General features: G+C 40.6%; 13 protein-coding genes and 1 pseudogene. 7 read left to right on the top strand and 7 right to left on the bottom strand.

Going from position 1 to position 16,290, the window contains the following annotated elements; genetic code table 11:
- Positions 1 to 215 precede the first annotated feature (215 nt).
- A complete protein-coding gene (locus PL9214_RS12790; protein WP_072719201.1) occupies positions 216 to 1,202 on the top strand; it encodes a YdcF family protein in 987 nt (328 codons plus the stop codon).
- Here PL9214_RS12790 and PL9214_RS12785 read toward each other — a convergent pair.
- The gene (locus PL9214_RS12785; RefSeq protein WP_072719193.1) at positions 1,199 to 1,486 is read right to left on the bottom strand and encodes a hypothetical protein; all 288 of its coding nucleotides are present in this window, start codon (positions 1,484 to 1,486) and stop codon (positions 1,199 to 1,201) included. The genes PL9214_RS12790 and PL9214_RS12785 overlap by 4 nt on opposite strands.
- A gap of 233 nt (positions 1,487 to 1,719) precedes the next feature.
- Complete coding sequence (locus PL9214_RS12780; protein WP_072719192.1) at positions 1,720 to 3,381, bottom strand: mechanosensitive ion channel; 1,662 nt, start codon at positions 3,379 to 3,381, stop codon at positions 1,720 to 1,722.
- Between the two features lie 307 nt (positions 3,382 to 3,688).
- On the opposite strand from PL9214_RS12780, the gene PL9214_RS12775 reads away from it, so the two are divergent.
- On the top strand, positions 3,689 to 4,138 hold the full coding sequence (locus tag PL9214_RS12775; RefSeq protein WP_072719191.1) for an SRPBCC family protein: 450 nt from the start codon (positions 3,689 to 3,691) through the stop codon (positions 4,136 to 4,138).
- A gap of 114 nt (positions 4,139 to 4,252) precedes the next feature.
- Positions 4,253 to 5,755, top strand: a complete 1,503-nt coding sequence (locus tag PL9214_RS12770; protein WP_072719190.1) for a multicopper oxidase family protein — start codon at positions 4,253 to 4,255, stop codon at positions 5,753 to 5,755.
- A gap of 79 nt (positions 5,756 to 5,834) precedes the next feature.
- On the opposite strand, the gene PL9214_RS12765 is transcribed toward PL9214_RS12770, so the two are convergent.
- From PL9214_RS12765 to PL9214_RS12755, 3 genes are all read right to left on the bottom strand, one after another.
- Positions 5,835 to 6,476, bottom strand: coding sequence for an alpha/beta hydrolase (locus PL9214_RS12765; RefSeq protein ID WP_072719189.1), 642 nt, complete (start codon positions 6,474 to 6,476; stop codon positions 5,835 to 5,837).
- Between the two features lie 110 nt (positions 6,477 to 6,586).
- On the bottom strand, positions 6,587 to 7,411 hold the full coding sequence (locus tag PL9214_RS12760; protein ID WP_072719188.1) for a SirB1 family protein: 825 nt from the start codon (positions 7,409 to 7,411) through the stop codon (positions 6,587 to 6,589).
- 346 nt (positions 7,412 to 7,757) lie between these two features.
- Complete coding sequence (locus PL9214_RS12755) at positions 7,758 to 9,218, bottom strand: hypothetical protein (RefSeq protein WP_072719187.1); 1,461 nt, start codon at positions 9,216 to 9,218, stop codon at positions 7,758 to 7,760.
- A gap of 379 nt (positions 9,219 to 9,597) precedes the next feature.
- On the opposite strand from PL9214_RS12755, the gene murQ reads away from it, so the two are divergent.
- Entirely contained in the window at positions 9,598 to 10,512 is a 915-nt protein-coding gene (murQ, locus tag PL9214_RS12750; protein WP_072719186.1) for an N-acetylmuramic acid 6-phosphate etherase, read from the top strand.
- Here the strand turns inward: murQ and PL9214_RS12745 are convergent.
- Positions 10,502 to 11,830, bottom strand: coding sequence for a lipid-A-disaccharide synthase-related protein (locus tag PL9214_RS12745; protein WP_072719185.1), 1,329 nt, complete (start codon positions 11,828 to 11,830; stop codon positions 10,502 to 10,504). The genes murQ and PL9214_RS12745 overlap by 11 nt on opposite strands.
- A gap of 226 nt (positions 11,831 to 12,056) precedes the next feature.
- On the opposite strand from PL9214_RS12745, the gene PL9214_RS12740 reads away from it, so the two are divergent.
- Positions 12,057 to 13,106 (top strand): diguanylate cyclase domain-containing protein, encoded by a 1,050-nt coding sequence (locus tag PL9214_RS12740; RefSeq protein WP_083579999.1) that lies wholly within the window; start codon positions 12,057 to 12,059, stop codon positions 13,104 to 13,106.
- 6 nt (positions 13,107 to 13,112) lie between these two features.
- Here PL9214_RS12740 and PL9214_RS12735 read toward each other — a convergent pair whose 3' ends face one another.
- Entirely contained in the window at positions 13,113 to 13,307 is a 195-nt protein-coding gene (locus PL9214_RS12735; RefSeq protein ID WP_072719183.1) for a hypothetical protein, read from the bottom strand.
- A gap of 317 nt (positions 13,308 to 13,624) precedes the next feature.
- Here PL9214_RS12735 and PL9214_RS12730 point away from each other — a divergent pair.
- Positions 13,625 to 14,716 (top strand): annotated as a pseudogene (locus PL9214_RS12730) (ISAs1 family transposase).
- A 362-nt stretch (positions 14,717 to 15,078) separates the two neighbouring features.
- Entirely contained in the window at positions 15,079 to 16,272 is a 1,194-nt protein-coding gene (locus PL9214_RS12725) for an XRE family transcriptional regulator (protein ID WP_072719182.1), read from the top strand.
- Positions 16,273 to 16,290 lie beyond the last annotated feature (18 nt).

The raw sequence follows: 16,290 nt of genomic DNA, 5'->3' as shown, positions 1-16,290 counted from the left end.
CAGGGAACAGGGGTAATACTTCTAGCTGTTTCATATCAGTTTTAAATGATTACAACCTATTTGGGATTGCTATAACAACAATTTAAACATTGTTTTTCCCGTTCGTCTATTTCTGGAACACTTGAGAACACCGTCATTTCAGAGAGTCTCAACCTGTGTTCTAATAAGGATTGATTCAAGTTAAGCGGTATTATAATAAAAATTCCTCTAATGCTATGTTTATTATCCTGACTCAACTTTTATTTCTGTTACTGGTAGGAGCCATTGCGTTTAAAGTCTGGCAAATTTTGGGAGGTAAGGATAATAGCTTAATTAGTCGGTTGTTATTCATCCTGGTTTTAGTCTTAATTGTTTCTGCCTTGATTTCACCCGATAGCCAAGTCGGGTTAGTGGTATTAGGAATTTTATCAATTTTTTTTCGTCCCTTGGGATTATCAATTTTACTTTTATTAATTGCCTCTATTTTTATTAAAAATGGTAAAATCGATAAACCAGGGCCGACTTTAATTTTAGTCGCTTTATTAATTTTAATTGTAGCCAGTACCCCCGTCTTTGCGAATTGGCTGGCTCAACAAGTAGAAAAAGTCGCCTTAAAAACCGTACAAACCGATTTATGTTGTGGAGAACGGGCGGGGGCTATTGTTTTATTAGGACGGGGAACCACAGAACCCAAATTACCCTATCGCAAGCAAATTCAATTAACAGATACAGGCGATCGCATTCCCTACGCAGCCCAACTTTTTCGACAAGATCGAGCACCGTTTATTATTGTGAGTGCGGGGCCTCGTCAAGAGTTAATTAATCCGATCATTGAAGCTAATGATATTAAACAACTTTTAATTTATATGGGAATTCCCGCAGAACGAATTCTACTCGAATCTCATGGAGGAACCACTTATAATAATGCTGTTGAGATTTATCAAATTATGCAGAAACATCGTTTAGGTCGAACGATTATTCTCGTCACGTCTGCCTTAGAAATGCGTCGGGCGAGTTTAACCTTTGCCAGAGTTGGGTTTAAAGTTATTCCCGCCCCCACCAATTTTTATACCTTTATTCATCAGACAAAATATGTTCGTCATATTACTGGGGCAGATTTCGCGCCCAGTGCAGAAGCCTTATTATTAACAACACGGGTTTTAGATGAATATTTTTTAACGTTCTATTATTTTATTCGCGGTTGGTTAGCTCCCAGTATTTAAAACCGAGCATATTGAACGCGATAAAGAGCAGAACTCGGCTGTGAGGCTGGACTGGAAGAGGAACCTAACCCGACAGAATTTCCTACCATTGCTACTAAGAAAAAGAGGAGCAGAAATAAAAATCCTAGAGTTTCCCAATCGGAATTTTTCTCAGGTTTTGGTTTCTGTTCCTCTTTAACGGATTTAACATCCACTTTAACTTCTATCTTTTTCCCCTGTAAGGGGCCATGCAGTTTAATACTGTTGCAGGTAATTTGATCCGCGATATTATCTTCATTAGACATGGTGCTTTCCTGAATTGTTAGTCTTAGAGCAATTCGCTAATCAACTACAACTCGGTTAACCTGAATTCGGGATCAAAATCTTAACCTAAACCCCCTTGAACTTACGTTCCCGATTCCGGGCTAAAAAACCAATCCGCTTTACGGTTTAGGGGCGGGTTCTTTCGGAATTTCTGTTAACCCCAGATCCCGGCTAAAAACCCGTCCCAGCCTACGAGAACAGAAAACGGGATTCACTATTCATTGCGGAATTTAGAGAGGAAATTGCGAAGTTGTTCCCCCGCAACATCTCGTCCCCCTAAACCAAACGCAATCGCAATTGCTACCGCAACAGCCCCTAACAACAAACCAAAGGCTAAATTGACAATATCGCTGGCAATTCCCATTTGTTGTAACGCCATTGCACCGACAAAGATAATAATCGCAATTCGAGCCGCTTGTGCTAAAAGACTGGATTGACGAGTTCCAGAACTCACGATTAAATCATGAGCTAAATTCGCAAAATACAAACCAATGGCAAATACAATAATACCAATCAAAACTTTACCCGCAATCACGATAATTTGATTGAGAATTAAAGTTAAGGCTGCTAACCCTAAAATATCCGTTGCGGTGACGGCCGCAAACAACATAATCCCCACTAACACAATAATTCCGGCTAATTCAGACGGTGTGTTTTGGGGTAAGCGGGTAGAAACCGGAGAAACGGTGGGTTCCGTTGGAATGGTTTCTTCCGTAATAATACGTTCCTCAACTACAAGAGTTTGGGGAGAATGAATCCCTAACCAGCGAAAGATATTATCAAACCCAATACTGGTTAGAATATTAGTGACTAAATCCGCTACAAAACGCCCAATCAAATAAGCAAAAATTAAAACTGAAATTGCTAAAAAGATTTGGGGTAAGGCGTTAAAGATTTCCGTCAACATTAAAATGGCTGGCCCAGAAATCGCCTCGACTTTCAGGGTTTGTAAGGCAGAAATTGCCGTAGGAATCAGAATTAAAATGTAGACAATCAATCCAATAAGAGATGATAATCTTTGATTCCCTGTAAGCCGATTTAAACCTAAACGACTGCCAAATTGATCAATCCCAACCGCCGCCAAAAGATTGGTGACAATTCGACTCACGACTTGAGCCACTAACCAACCCGCACCTGCAATGACTAAAGCCGCAACAATATTAGGGAGAATCGAAAGGATTTGATAGAGCATTTGTTGAACGGGCTCTAATAATCCTTGTAACTGAAGCGTACTCAGAATGGCAGGCAAAAATAACAGAATGATGAACCAATACAGAGCATTTCCCAAGGTTTCACTCAGGGAAAATTGATCCGTAGTGGCATCATTCACTTGTTGATTTAAGCGTTCATCAAGGCGAAAGGCTCGGAAGACTCGAATTAATAAAGTTCGGGCAATCGTTGCTAAAATCCAAGCGATGGCAATTAAAATTGCCGCCCCAAATATTCGGGGTAAATAATTTGTAACTTGGTTCAGTAAACTGGTTAAGGGTGTCGATGCTGCGGTAAGCTGAAGCTTATCTAAAAACGCAACAATTGCAAAGATAAAAATAATCCAGAATATGGCACTCCCCAACCAATCTTCTACCGGAAGTTTATCTTCTGGTGCCGTTGAACCCGAAACCCAAGCGGCAATTCGGTTATCTAAGTCTGTTTTTTTAAACAGGCTTTTCACTAAAGATTGAGCAAATAAGGCGATGAGGTAGCCAACCAATAAAATCCCACAAGCTAAAGCAATATCCACTACGGAAGTTTGACCTAACTTTAGGTTATTTAAGTCTAAGGGAACCGCTAGGGGATTGTCCTGAGCCAAATAAAGCGGGGATAAGGAATATAATTCCGTTCCCAACGGTGCTATTTGGTAAAATGTTCCATTCATAATAGTTCCAGTTACTTATTGGATGTCCAAACGTCGGCAAGGTTGTCATTCTCCCAGCCTTTCTGTAGAGTTGAACGGTTGTCAATTCCTAAAGTGGAGGTTTTTGGTCTCACAGGAACATGAACCGTTCTTCGCAAAGTCCTGGCTCTCCTGTTTTAACGAGGGTGCATCTTAAAGTCTGGTTATAATAGCGGAAAACAGGGGAATTTTTGAACGTTATTAGGGGTTTTCCACTCATTCCCTCGTTAATAGCGTGGCTTTTTCACGTTTAACATGAAAAAAATCTGCCTATAGCTTGAAGGTTATCATGCCATCTCGTCAAGTTTTTGAACAATCCATTTTAATTCGGGCCAGTGCAACGGTTGTAGAACGATGTTTTACCGATTTGGAACTCATGCACCAATGGTTGAATCCTATGTTACGTTGTGAACCCCTTGAGGTCTGGGATACAAATGTAGGGGGTCGTTGTCGATTTGTGATTAAACTTCCTCTGTTTCAACCCACATTAAAAACGGTGGTTTTAGAACGGGAACCCGGGTTAATTGTTTGGGGATTTGAAGGGTATTTTCAAGGCTGCGATCGCTGGGAATGTGTCCCGGAAATTACAGGAACTTGCTTATTAAATCGATTTGAATTTGAAATCCCTAATCCTCTGATTGAATTCGGATTTAATCGTTTTGCGGCTGCTGTTACAAAATCAGACATGGAAGCTCAATTAAGACGTTTAAAACAAGTGGCGGAACGAATTAAGAATTGAGCAGGGAGAGGGTAATATTTCATCCTGGTTTCATTTTTTCGTCTTAGCATGGAGACAAAACAACGTTAGTAAAAATTGTGATCGCTCTTTTATTAAGTGATCGTAGGGAAAGTTATGAATCTGATCAATCGGCGAAAATTTTTGATATTAAGCGGTGGTGTGACTGGATCAGTTTTATTGACTCATTGTCAAACAAGTCCTGCGTTACTACTACCCATCGAGCAAACAACAGCAATCTCCTCCACTACTAGCAACAACGGATTGTTAGAGGTTGCCTTAGAAGCCCGCTCCAGCTTGATTAATCTGGGAAGACAGCAGGCACACCTGATGACTTATAACGGTAGTATTCCCGGCCCCCGATTAGAAGCCAAGCCTGGAGATAGGGTGCGAATTCGCTTCACCAATAAACTCTCTGAGCCAACCAACCTGCATTATCATGGCTTGCACATTCCGCCAATGGAGAATGCAGATAATATCTTTCTCAGCGTCCCTCCCAACGAAACGCTGACTTACGAATTTACGTTGCCTCAAAATCACCCGGCTGGGACTTTTTACTATCATCCCCATTTACATGAATTTGTAGCGGAACAGGTATTTGGTGGGTTAGGTGGTATTTTTGTGGTGCGAGGTGAATTGGATAAAATTCCTGAAATCGAGGCAGCAAAAGAAGAGTTTCTGTTTATCAAAGACTTTGCGGTCGATGCCAATGGGCAAATTTCCACTCCGGGACACATGGATCTGATGCAGGGGCGAGAGGGAAACATTCTAACAGTGAATGGGCAGGTGAATCCCAACTTCTCTCTGGTAGCAGGCGGACTGTCCCGGCTACGGATTGTGAATGCTTCAACCTCTCGCTTCTATCGATTACAACTGGAAAATCATCCCTTTTTCCTGATTGCGACTGATGGAGGCGCGATCACTGAACCTGTAGAGCTACCAGAGCTACTGCTTTCTCCCGGAGAACGAGCAGAGGTTTTAGTCCAAGGAAACCGTTCACCAGGAGAATATCGGTTACTCAGTCTACCCTACGATCGCGGTGGCATGGGAATGATGGGGGGTGGAATGATGGGGAGTGGAATGATGGGGGGGATGTATCACGGTAACTCAAGAGGTTCAACTCAAGCTCCGCAAGTCATCGCCACTGTGACCTATCAGGGTGCGAACCCAACGACCTTGCCACTGCCCCAGACACTCTTGCCTGTTCAATCATTACCACAACCCATTACAACTCGTCGGATTGAAATGTCGATGTCGATGGGTATGGGTCGTGGAATGGGAATGCAAATGGCATTTTTGTTTAATGGCCAAGTATTTGACATGAATCGGGTGGATGCAGAGGTCAAGCTGGGAACAGTTGAAGATTGGGAGTTAGTCAATGTTGACCCAGACGGGATGGAACATTCCTTCCACCTACACACCAATCCCTTTCAAGTGGTGAGTCGCAACGGTCAACCTGATGCCTATCGAGCATGGGAAGATACCCTGCGGGTGCGAGCTAACGAAACCGTCCGTATTCGGATTCCATTTCTGGATTATCTCGGTAAAACGGTTTACCACTGTCATGTGCTCGATCATGAGGATTTAGGCATGATGGGAATAGTGGAGATCCAGAAATAGTAGGCAACATCTAAAATTTAACTCGACTCCCAACCGTTAACTTTTCGTTACATACTTGTTGATTTTTCTGCCCACTGACTTATTGACAAAGGCGTTGTTGAACTGCGGGTTGAGCTTTCAAGAAAGCGATCGCTTCTTCTCCTAAATTAGAAACATCATTATAGAGGTTGATCAAATCTTGAACATTAATCGTAATCGCATTAACTCCCTGGTAGCTGAGAAGTAATTCTAACATTGAGAGTTGACCATCACGGGTTACATTGCGTAATGCAGCAATCACCTTATCAACGGCAACGTCAACGGTACTTCCTGAAGCCACAAATTGATTAAAAGCTCCTACTACTAATCTGCCATAGGTGGAGTCCAGCAGATCATTAACAACATTAGTCGGAATTTGAACAGAGTAATTGAGAGCTTGACGGAATTGTTGAACCTGATCTGGAGTCAGTTTAGCTAAAGTAATCAAAGAACGTAGTTGATTAGACTGATCCCCAGTTTGAGCAAAGGTTTGTAAATCGACAATTGATAAAGAAATATTGGCTGGCCCATACATCAATCTTAACTCATCAATAGCAGGTGCAGGTTGAGCAAATATTCCTAAACTAATTGTTAATCCCAAAATCATTGCTAATGCAAGGGATATATATTTAGATAGACCCTGAGTAAAAAATTGATAGGGATTACGAACTTTTTGAAACCAACGTCCTGATGTTAAGTTCATTTGTTCCTTCCTCACAAGTAAAATTTAGTAACACAGTTATTTTGTTGTCCCCTTCTATAGGTCTGTTTGGCCTCTATTAAGGTTCCCTTAGAAGGGGACTTCCCAAACTGTTACATATTCTGGCTCATTTGATCCAGTATCTGCCGGATTATAGCAGCATCCTGAGCCATTGGTAGAATTTCTAAATAATTCTCCAAATCTTGCTGTGCTTCTCTCCATTGCTCCTGATGGTAGTAGAGAATACCGCGATCGCGTTTTTCATTGACTGAATCTGGAAAGAGCAATAAAATCCGTTCAATCACTCCTAAAGCTTGTTCAATTTTGCCTTCATTCAAATAAATAACTTTCAAATTCATCAACATTCGACCTAAAAATTGGCGGGGATTAACTGCCGCTAAAAATTCGGGTTGCATTTCGATAGGTTGTTGATAAATTTGTGTTAATCGGGTTGTACAATCTTCTGGAAATAAAATTTCTCCTTGGTTAAACGCATCTACATAAATTTTGGCATCCTCAAACTCAGGACGGATTAAAAAATGCCCTGGCATTCCAATCCCTACCATCGGAAAATCAATGCGTTTACACAACTCTAAATAAATGAGGGAAAGGGTTATTGGAATTCCTGTTCGTCGATTGATGACTTCATTAAAATAGCTATTTTTGGCATCGTAATAGTTATTTTGGTTGCCCCTAAATCCTAAATCTTCATAGAGATAGTGATTGATGGTTTGAATCACCCGTAGAGGATAGCGTTCCTGGGGTAATCGTTCTAAAATTTCCGAGGCCATTGTATCTAAAGCATTGATATATTCTTCAGGTTCAATTTCTGGATATTCTTCTTGAGCAATATAAAGAGCCGCTTTTGCTAAATCAATTTGTTCCTCCGGTTGTTGAATTTCTTGAAAAAAGCGTTGTCTAGCTTGTAAACAATTCATATTTTATTAGGAGAATTTTAAATTAATGGGGTTTTAACTAACTTGTGTTTAATTTTACCTGGTAAAGCTATAATCCAGAACAGACATCTATCTTTAGGTAGATTTTGATATCCTTGTTAATCAAAACAGTATAAATTGTTATTAATCTTTTGGGGACAAATCTACTTCCTGACTCTTGGATACTTACCCCAAAAATGAATAGGGATGACTGTACGCCACCCCTACAACGGTGATTGGGAAAGTAATAGACTCAGGAAAAAGGTTTAAATCGAAAAAATCGGCTCTGTGTTGAACAGTGAACGGGTGAAGAGATGACCCGTTTTAGAATAGAATTTTAAACTGAGCCTTAAAAGTCTTCCGTTAAGAAGGGATTTTCTTTGGGAAAAGTTGGTAAGTGAATTGAGGCTAAAGACTCTAATTTTTTACGTCGTTGGGGATAAATTAATGGGGCTGGCCAATTAGCAGTTTTACTTTCCTCCGATTCCCGTTGTTGAACTGCTACTGCACTGGTAGATTGAGATTTTTTTACCTCTAAATTGAAGGATTGTTCCCCCGTTGATCTAGCAAATTGTTGTTGCATCGGCATAGTTTCCGATGGCGTTTGCAAGACAAATAAATCCGTATCTTCTGAAATAAACGAAGCATATTCTAAACGAATTCGTTCTAATTCCCCTTCTAAAAATCGAGGTTGGGGAGATTCTTCAACAGGAATTTCATCGTTGGAAACGGTTAATTCTACAGGGGGTTTAAACGGTTCAGGGTTAGACAATGGTGTTTCCTCAGAAGATAGAGATTCTAACCCTTCCGATAAAGCTTGAACCACTGGAAGCGTCATCTCGAATTCTAAGGATGTTTGAGCACCTATATTCCCTGAATCAGTCGATGAATTAACCGAATCTTTCATCGGATGTATGGGGTTATTGTTAGAGGCTGACCAAGGTTGTACTGGGGGAGCTTTAGGTGTTAATAAACCAGCAGAATAAAATAGGTGAGGTTCTTCTGTAATCACCGGAATTGATTCTAAGGTTTGTTTTCCGGTTTCAAATTGAGCTTGATTTTCTAAACATCGTTCTAATGCTACTTTAAATTGTAGGGCTTGGCGTTGTTGACGATGGAGTCGTGATCGCAATTCTCGACCCATATTTTGGGCTTGAACTAACTCATGAAACTGCTCATTATATCGTTGTTGCGTTAAAGCACAATCCCGTTCCATTTGTGCTAATCGAGTTTGGGTAGATTCCCATTGTTGGGTTAAGGTTTCAACTAAAACCTGTTGTTGTCGGATAACTTGATTGGCAATTTCTAACTTTTTAAACAGTCGTTTAACTTGATCTTGTGTTGCCCCTAATTCTTGGGTACGTTGCAATAATTCTGTGTCTTGATTCTGTCGATTCTGCCGATTTTCATCTAATTCTGCTTCTAATTCCGCCACCCGATTAATTAAATCTTGGTTACACTGATGTAAAATTTGCACCACCCGCACGGGATTATCTTCCGTTTCCCCTTCCACCGACATTAAGGACGCGGTTGCCATTTCGTTTCCCTCGGAACCCTCTAGGAAAATCCCATCGGGAACGGCTGAATCCTCATCCCTCGCCTCAGTTTCTGCCGATTGTTCTAACTGGTTGATAAACTCAGTTAACAATTCCTCCAGGGGAATCGTGTTAGGAAAGTTCACCGTCTCCCACTCCTCATCAAGGGTTGCAGCAGGACTAACGGACTCTTCCGACGGGGGCAAAGGTTCGGATAAAGGCGCTTCAGGAGGCTGATCAAACGAGTCAGGAGTGGGGAGATCGGCTTCAGACATGGCTTTTTTTATTTGATTTGTTTATTTATTTCTATTCTCAATACATGGTGAAATGTATTGTTTCTTATATTAAGGGCAATGGAGAATCGCGTCAAGTTGCTAATTTAAAAAGGTTTTATTAATGATCAGTTAAATCGGAACCTCCATTGATCTCGATTAGAGATCTATTGCATCCCTGATTAATGTCTTGCTGATCAAGTCTTAAATAATAGCGATTTTTGCGCTTAATCTATCAAAAAAATGATAGCAAAATAGGCTGTAATTGATATTATTCGTTTAGCTGATCACTCAATGTTAACGAAAACCATCACCTGATGACAGAAATTGGATATATTGGAGTAGCTGAAATCATACAGATTACATACAGGTTGAGTTAAATATGGAACAGTGGGAGTCACGGGGACATTTATTAACCGAACAAATCAACGCGAGTAGTCAGAACTTAGATCAATTCAGTTCTTTAGAATTAGTCGATTTGTTCAACCGGGAAGATGTACAAACGTTACTGGCCATCGCCCGTTCCCGTGAATCATTGGCCCAAGCCATTGACCTGACTACTGCCGCCTTGCATCAGGGAGGGCGACTGTTTTACGTTGGTGCGGGAACCAGTGGCCGTTTAGGGGTTTTGGATGCGGCGGAATGTCCTCCCACCTTCTGCACCCCCCCAGAATTAGTACAGGGTATTATTGCGGGAGGGGCGGGGGCGTTAGTCCGCAGTTCTGAAGATTTGGAAGATCAAGCTGAAGATGGGGCAAATGTGATCGCCTTACGGCAAATTACCCATAAGGATGTGGTGGTTGGAATTACGGCCGGAGGGACGACACCTTATGTACAGGGGGCGTTACAAGCTGCCCGTCAACGGGGGGCAAAAACGGTGTTTATTGCTTGTGTTCCAGTAGACCAGGTAGAATTTGAAGCAGATGTGGATATTCGCTTATTAGTAGGGCCAGAAATTTTAGCAGGTTCGACTCGATTAAAAGCCGGAACGGTGACGAAAATGGCGTTAAATATTCTTTCAACTAGCGTCATGGTTAAGTTAGGAAAAGTCTATGGCAACCGCATGATTGATGTGGCAGTAACGAATAAAAAATTACAAGATCGAGCCTTAAGAATTTTAATGGATTTAACAGAAATTAATCGAGAAGAAGCCGAATTTTTATTAGAAAAAAGTGGAAAATCGGTGAAGTTGGCGTTATTGATGAAGTGGACAGGATTAGATGCCCTATCCAGTCAAGAATTATTAGATCAGCATCAAGGACAATTAAGACAAGCCGTATTAAGCCTTAAAAAGTAAAATTTGTTGATAAATATTCAGCAATGCGACGACTCGCTCCTGGCTGTCCCAGGCGACGTTTGCCATTTTCTGCGATTAATTGTAATCGATCCGGGTTGCGAAGCAGCGATCGCAAGATTTCAGGAATTTCTGTGGGATTTTGCCCAACAATTAAGGATGGCCCTAATAGACGGTGTTGATTATCAGCAAAGGTTGGGGTAAATTGTGGCCCTGTACCGGGAATTGCGATCGCAGGTTTCCCTAAACCAACAAACTGTTCCGTTGCAGTTCCTGCCATTGCAAGGGCTACATCTGCTAACCTTAAACACGCATTAAACCCTTGATTTGTTAAGATTAATGTTGCCTTTTCCAACGAAAATATTAAGTCTCCATGACCCCAATAAAAGTTAAGATCAGCTTGGGTTAAATCCGAGCTTTCTTGCCACCCTAAAGCCGTGAGAGGTTCACAAAAGGAGGATAACTCTAAACCGGGGGAAATCGCAGCTAGAAACACTAACCGTTGATAGCTACGGACATGATTTCCGGGTAAAACCATTAAACCTTGATTCGGATCAGTAAACCCTTGAATAATATTGTGAACCTCCTGTAAAATTAAGTCCCAATTGTGATAAACTTCGGGAGGACGAGAACCGGGAAGTAAGGTAATGACCAGCGATCGCTGTCTTTCTTCCTGTTCAAGATGGGGTTGATGAAAACGGGTTGTTATGGGCTCTAAATCATCCATCATGGGATTTCCAAAATCAAGGGCGGGAATAGAATATTTCTGTAACGTTTGAGCCGTTAATGTATCTCTGGGAAATACCCCGCGACAGCGAGAATTTTTCATTAACCAACATTCCCAAGGAAAATAAATTGAATCAAAATAGCGATACCATCGCCACATTTGAGTTAAGGGTAACTGTCCCTGTTCATCCCGCAAATAATACTCCGATTTCGCTGTCCCCACAAAGGCATAATTAGCACCACTCAACCACGCTAAAAACAAAGGAACAATATCCCCAACGGCGAGAATAAATCCCCCTTGTTTGACCCACTGACGAAGGGTTTGATATTGCTGAAGAATTAACGGAAATAACCCGGCTTGGAGATCTCGCCAAAGTTGGTCTTGATCCATATAAATAAATCCCCCGGAAGGGAGAGATTTTACCGGGCCAATAATCGGTACATTGTCCAGTTGACCATAGGCTTGTCCCAGTCCCACCAGGGGTAAAGCGGCTAATTCTAGGGGGTGGGGTTGTTGCTGAAGTTCTTGTAAAATCCGAACTGCGATCGCATCCTCCCCATGACCATTACTCAAAGATAGAATTTTGACCGTCATGGCCTAATTTCCTCACACACTGTTTCGTTAGATTAACAGCAAGAGGTCTATGATCAAGGAAAGAGTACAATCAAGATTAACTTTAAGTTTTCCCTGATCCTGGGTTTGTAGGTGTCATCTTGAGTGTGAATCAGGGAGTTTTGGATCATTGAAGAGTTCATGAGTATTGAAGAAGAAGCATCGGCTCAATCTGAATCAATTCTGATTTTGAACTCTATTTTATTTGATGAAACTTATGATTTTGCCAGCCCCAGTATCTCCTTTCTTAGATTGCTTAATTATTGATTCCCATGACCAGGATGTACAACATCTATCTCAAATTTTAGTGGAACAAGGGTATTCTATTAGAACTGCCTTAAATGGATCTGTGGCATTAAAAGAGTTAAAGTTTAAACTGCCTGATATTGTTTTTTTAGATTATTTAGAGTATCAAAATCAAGAATTTTGTCTTGATATCTTTTTAAAGCTTTATCACAATCAATGCCAGAATATTATTATTATTTTCTTGATTTCCTGTCCTGAACAGAGCCGTTTTCTTCTGTTAGAACCCAACCTTCATTGTGACTCAATTAGAAAACCTTTTTATCCTGAAGAAGTCATTTTAAGAATTAGAAATATTTGGCATGATTGTCAGAATCAGAAGGCTATGGAACAGTCCAGACTTCAGTTAAAGCAAGAAATTTCGGCTCGTCGGAAAGCAGAACAACAACTCGAACAAATTAACCAACAGTTACAAACGACAACGGAACACTTAAAGCATTTGAGTCGGTTTGACTCCTTAACACAATTAGCAAACCGTCCTTATTTTGATGAATATTTATTCAGAGAATGGCAACGTTTAGCCCGCGAAAAAATACCCTTATCCCTAATTATTGGGGATGTGGATGGGTTTCAAGGCTATAACGAAGCTTATGGATATTATCAGGGAGATATCTGTTTACAAACCATTGCTCAAACGATGAGCACTTGCATTAAGCGTCCGGCGGATTTAGTGGCTCGTTATAGTGGGGAAGAATTTGCCATCTTGTTACCCCATACGGGCAGTTCGGGGGCGATAGAAGTTGCCAAGCTGATTCGAGCTAAAATTAAGCAGCTTGAAATTTCCCACCCTAAATCCCAGATTAGTTCCTACCTGACGCTTAGTTTAGGGGTGGCAACGGCGATTCCTCTGCCTGACTTACCTCCAGATCCCTTAATCACTGTTGCTGAGGAGGCTCTACAGGAAGCCAAACGGCAGGGTTGCGATCGCATTGGCGTAGGAGTAAGTTGGCGTTAGGGGTATTTATTTAGCTTTTTTCGTATCGATGTCTTCGGCTTCCCCATCCTCATTTTTTCCCTTGTAATCATTTGTTGTCCAACGCTCGATGGTAGTTTTATTGACCTCGGATTTGGACGGGACTGCATGAGCAGAAGAAATGGAGAACATGGTAAAACTTGTGGAAGCAACCAGTCCTAAAACAACAAGAATATTTTTCATGAAATGACCCCTGATGGCTATCAAAATAGATGCCTTGATTGAACGGAACAGTAATATGAGAAGGTCGTAACAACCTCATCAAATCCTGAACAATCTGCACAGTATCTAGGAAGCAGTTTTGGTAAATGCAAACAAAACTTAAATGCTTCCTTGTGTCTTTTATCTTCCCTCTATCTTGAAGATTTGGGGAGCAGGGAGTAACCCATCAGGGGGGTGAGGGGGCAGGGCTGTTTCAAAGTCGGATGAAAAAGAGTAAAGAGATAGCGATCGCAGCCTGATAAAATGAAGAGCGATCGCCATTTTTTATAAAATCAAAGATGCTAAAAAGTTTAATAGAAAATTTAAAAGAAGTCAAGGATTTCCGAAAAAATCAGGGAAAAAGGTATGGGTTATGGGAAGTGTTATTAGTAGTAGTTTTAGGGGTGATGTCAGGATACCAAGGATATCGAGAGATGGGATATTTTGTCAAAGCCAACGAAGTGATCCTGAAAAGAACATTCAATATCTATAGCCAAGAAATGCCATCTTATTCAACAATAAGGAGAGTAATGAGAGGAGTAGATGAGAAAGATTTAAGCAGAATAGTAAAAAAATGGTCAACAGAGAATTCTCCTAAATTAAAGGGAATAGAGGGATTAGCAATCGATGGAAAAAGCTTAAGAAGTACGGTAAAAGACCCCGGAAATCAGCGACAAAACATGGTAATAATGGTATCTCTATTTAGTCAAGAAACCGGATTAGTATTAGCGACGGAAAAGTTCGAGAGTAAAACGGGGTCAGAACAAGCTGTAGCCCAAGAGATAATAGGAAAATGTGGTCTAAAAGGAAAGTTAATAACGGCGGATGCGTTACATTGTAATGTCACCACAACACAAAAGATTATGGAGAGTTGAAACGATTATTTAATCGCTGTTAAGAAGAATCAAATCAAGCTGTATAATCAAATTGAAAAAATCATAAAGACGACAAAAGCTGAAAGTATAAATACTCAAAAAGAGCGGGGTCATAGACGAGAAATAACTCGTCGGGTATCAGTGTTTAAAAAATCGATAAAAATTGAAAGCCCTTGGGAACATATTCAAAGTATAATTCAGGTAGAGCGGTGGGGATACAGAGGAAAAAAGCCTTATAGAGAAACGGTTTATTATATAAGTAGTATCTGGGAAAAAGCCGAATTTTTTTCCCAAAAGATTAAAGGGCATTGGGGGATTGAGAATCAAGTTTATTGGGTAAAAGATGTGTTATTTAAAGAGGATAGTATGAAAATTCATCAAGTACAAGCGGCGACTAATTGGGCACTGCTCAACACCCTAGGATTGAATCTTTTCAGAGGTTTAGGATTGTTATCAATAACAGAGGGAAGAAGGTGGTTAGGAAATCAGTGGGAGAAATTACTGGCTATCTCTTGATCCCCACGTTAAAACTTAAAAAATAGAGCGATTAATTTAGAGAAAATAGATAAGAATTAGGAACGTAAGTCTTACTCCGTAGGGAATAGGAATATTTCTGCTGTTTAGATCAATAGTGAATATAACTGATATATAATATGAATTATATCCCCTATTAATTTTTCTGAAAATAGCTATCATGTTTGAGAATTATGACCCCAAAGTAGGCTATAATTTTCAAACATGAAACAGCCCTGGGGGGGTAGTCCCAGGTTGGATCAAAGTGTTAGAGCAGAAAATATATTACTTTAGATCAAGAAAATAATAAGCAGATATCAGATCACCGTCTAGTTACTGTTCAGTCAAGTTAAAGGAAAAACATTATGACTGTCAACATTCTCGATAAAATTGATCTCCGCCAATTGGGTGAACGACTGCAACAAGCTCGTAAGAAATGTGGCATGACTCAAGCTGATGCTGCTCAAATTATTAATGCTGCAAGAACAACTATTGTTGCAATTGAAAAAGGAGAACGTCGCCTTAAACCCAACGAACTTATTAAACTGGCTCGTGCTTATGGGCAAGCTGTTAGTAATTTTGTTCGACAAAGCCCCATTATCGAGCCTTTTGAGGTTCAATTTCGCGCAGCTTATCGACGTAGTGAGACAGAGGAAGCCCAAATTAATCCTGCGATTTTGCGCTTAGAGGAACTCTGTCAAAACTATTTAGAACTTGAGAAAATTATGGATGCTCCTCTTCCTCGGAATTATCCTCAAGAATATGATGTCACAAATATGCCCATAGAGGCAGCAGCAGAAAGTATTGCTATTGCAGAACGTCAACGATTAGGACTCGGTGACAGTCCAATTCCCATTCTTCGGGATGTTTTAGAACAGAGTGTAGGATTGCGTATTTTCTATTTAGAAATGCCATCCAAATATTCAGGTTTATACAGCTATGATGAACAACTGGGTGGCTGTATTGCGATTAATGCTAAACACCCAGAGGAAAGACGGCGTTGGTCATTAGCTCATGAATATCTTCATTTTCTTGCCCATCGACGTAAACCTGTACTCGACTATGAAAATCAATACCAAAGAAAGCCAGATACTGAACGACTAGCTGACAGTTTCCCTGACCATTTTCTAATGCCAACCAGTGGTTTATTGAAACGGTTTAATGATATGTACCAGACTCACGGCAAATTTACTCCAACTAATTTATTTACCTTGGCTCATTATTATGGGGTGTCTATTGAAGCCCTGGGTAATCGATTAGAATCGATAAAATTGATCCCTTCTGGTACTGTAGAGCGACTGCGCGATCGCGGATTAAAAGTAAGAAAAGTTCAACAGGAACTTGAGTTAGAAGAAATTCCACAGCGCACTGATATGCTTACCATTCACTATCAATACCTTGCAATTGAAGCGTTTGATCAAGGGCTGATCACTGAAGGACGTTTTGCCGATTTCCTGGGTGTTGATCGCTTAGAAACTCGTCGTATTGCAGAGATATTACGGCAGCATTCAAGTGGAATGATGGAGGAAATTGCTCATTTAGATTTACGTCAAGGGTAGGATTTGGGAGAATTATTT

Origin of the sequence: Planktothrix tepida PCC 9214 (assembly GCF_900009145.1) — a bacterium.
GTDB classification, from domain to species: domain Bacteria; phylum Cyanobacteriota; class Cyanobacteriia; order Cyanobacteriales; family Microcoleaceae; genus Planktothrix; species Planktothrix tepida.
Note: the sequence above shows the minus strand (reverse complement) of the source record. Positions and strands in the feature narration are given on the sequence as shown.

What these genes read in the sequence shown, in the direction of transcription:
- PL9214_RS12755 (WP_072719187.1), bottom strand. Translation starts at nt 9,218, where the DNA reads ATGTCTGAAGCCGATCTCCCCACTCCTGACTCGTTTGATCAGCCTCCT.
- PL9214_RS12765 (WP_072719189.1), bottom strand. Translation starts at nt 6,476, where the DNA reads ATGAACTTAACATCAGGACGTTGGTTTCAAAAAGTTCGTAATCCCTAT.
- PL9214_RS12760 (WP_072719188.1), bottom strand. Translation starts at nt 7,411, where the DNA reads ATGAATTGTTTACAAGCTAGACAACGCTTTTTTCAAGAAATTCAACAA.
- PL9214_RS12770 (WP_072719190.1), top strand. Translation starts at nt 4,253, where the DNA reads ATGAATCTGATCAATCGGCGAAAATTTTTGATATTAAGCGGTGGTGTG.
- PL9214_RS12775 (WP_072719191.1), top strand. Translation starts at nt 3,689, where the DNA reads ATGCCATCTCGTCAAGTTTTTGAACAATCCATTTTAATTCGGGCCAGT.
- PL9214_RS12780 (WP_072719192.1), bottom strand. Translation starts at nt 3,381, where the DNA reads ATGAATGGAACATTTTACCAAATAGCACCGTTGGGAACGGAATTATAT.
- PL9214_RS12725 (WP_072719182.1), top strand. Translation starts at nt 15,079, where the DNA reads ATGACTGTCAACATTCTCGATAAAATTGATCTCCGCCAATTGGGTGAA.
- PL9214_RS12785 (WP_072719193.1), bottom strand. Translation starts at nt 1,486, where the DNA reads ATGTCTAATGAAGATAATATCGCGGATCAAATTACCTGCAACAGTATT.
- PL9214_RS12735 (WP_072719183.1), bottom strand. Translation starts at nt 13,307, where the DNA reads ATGAAAAATATTCTTGTTGTTTTAGGACTGGTTGCTTCCACAAGTTTT.
- murQ (WP_072719186.1), top strand. Translation starts at nt 9,598, where the DNA reads ATGGAACAGTGGGAGTCACGGGGACATTTATTAACCGAACAAATCAAC.
- PL9214_RS12740 (WP_083579999.1), top strand. Translation starts at nt 12,057, where the DNA reads ATGAAACTTATGATTTTGCCAGCCCCAGTATCTCCTTTCTTAGATTGC.
- PL9214_RS12790 (WP_072719201.1), top strand. Translation starts at nt 216, where the DNA reads ATGTTTATTATCCTGACTCAACTTTTATTTCTGTTACTGGTAGGAGCC.
- PL9214_RS12745 (WP_072719185.1), bottom strand. Translation starts at nt 11,830, where the DNA reads ATGACGGTCAAAATTCTATCTTTGAGTAATGGTCATGGGGAGGATGCG.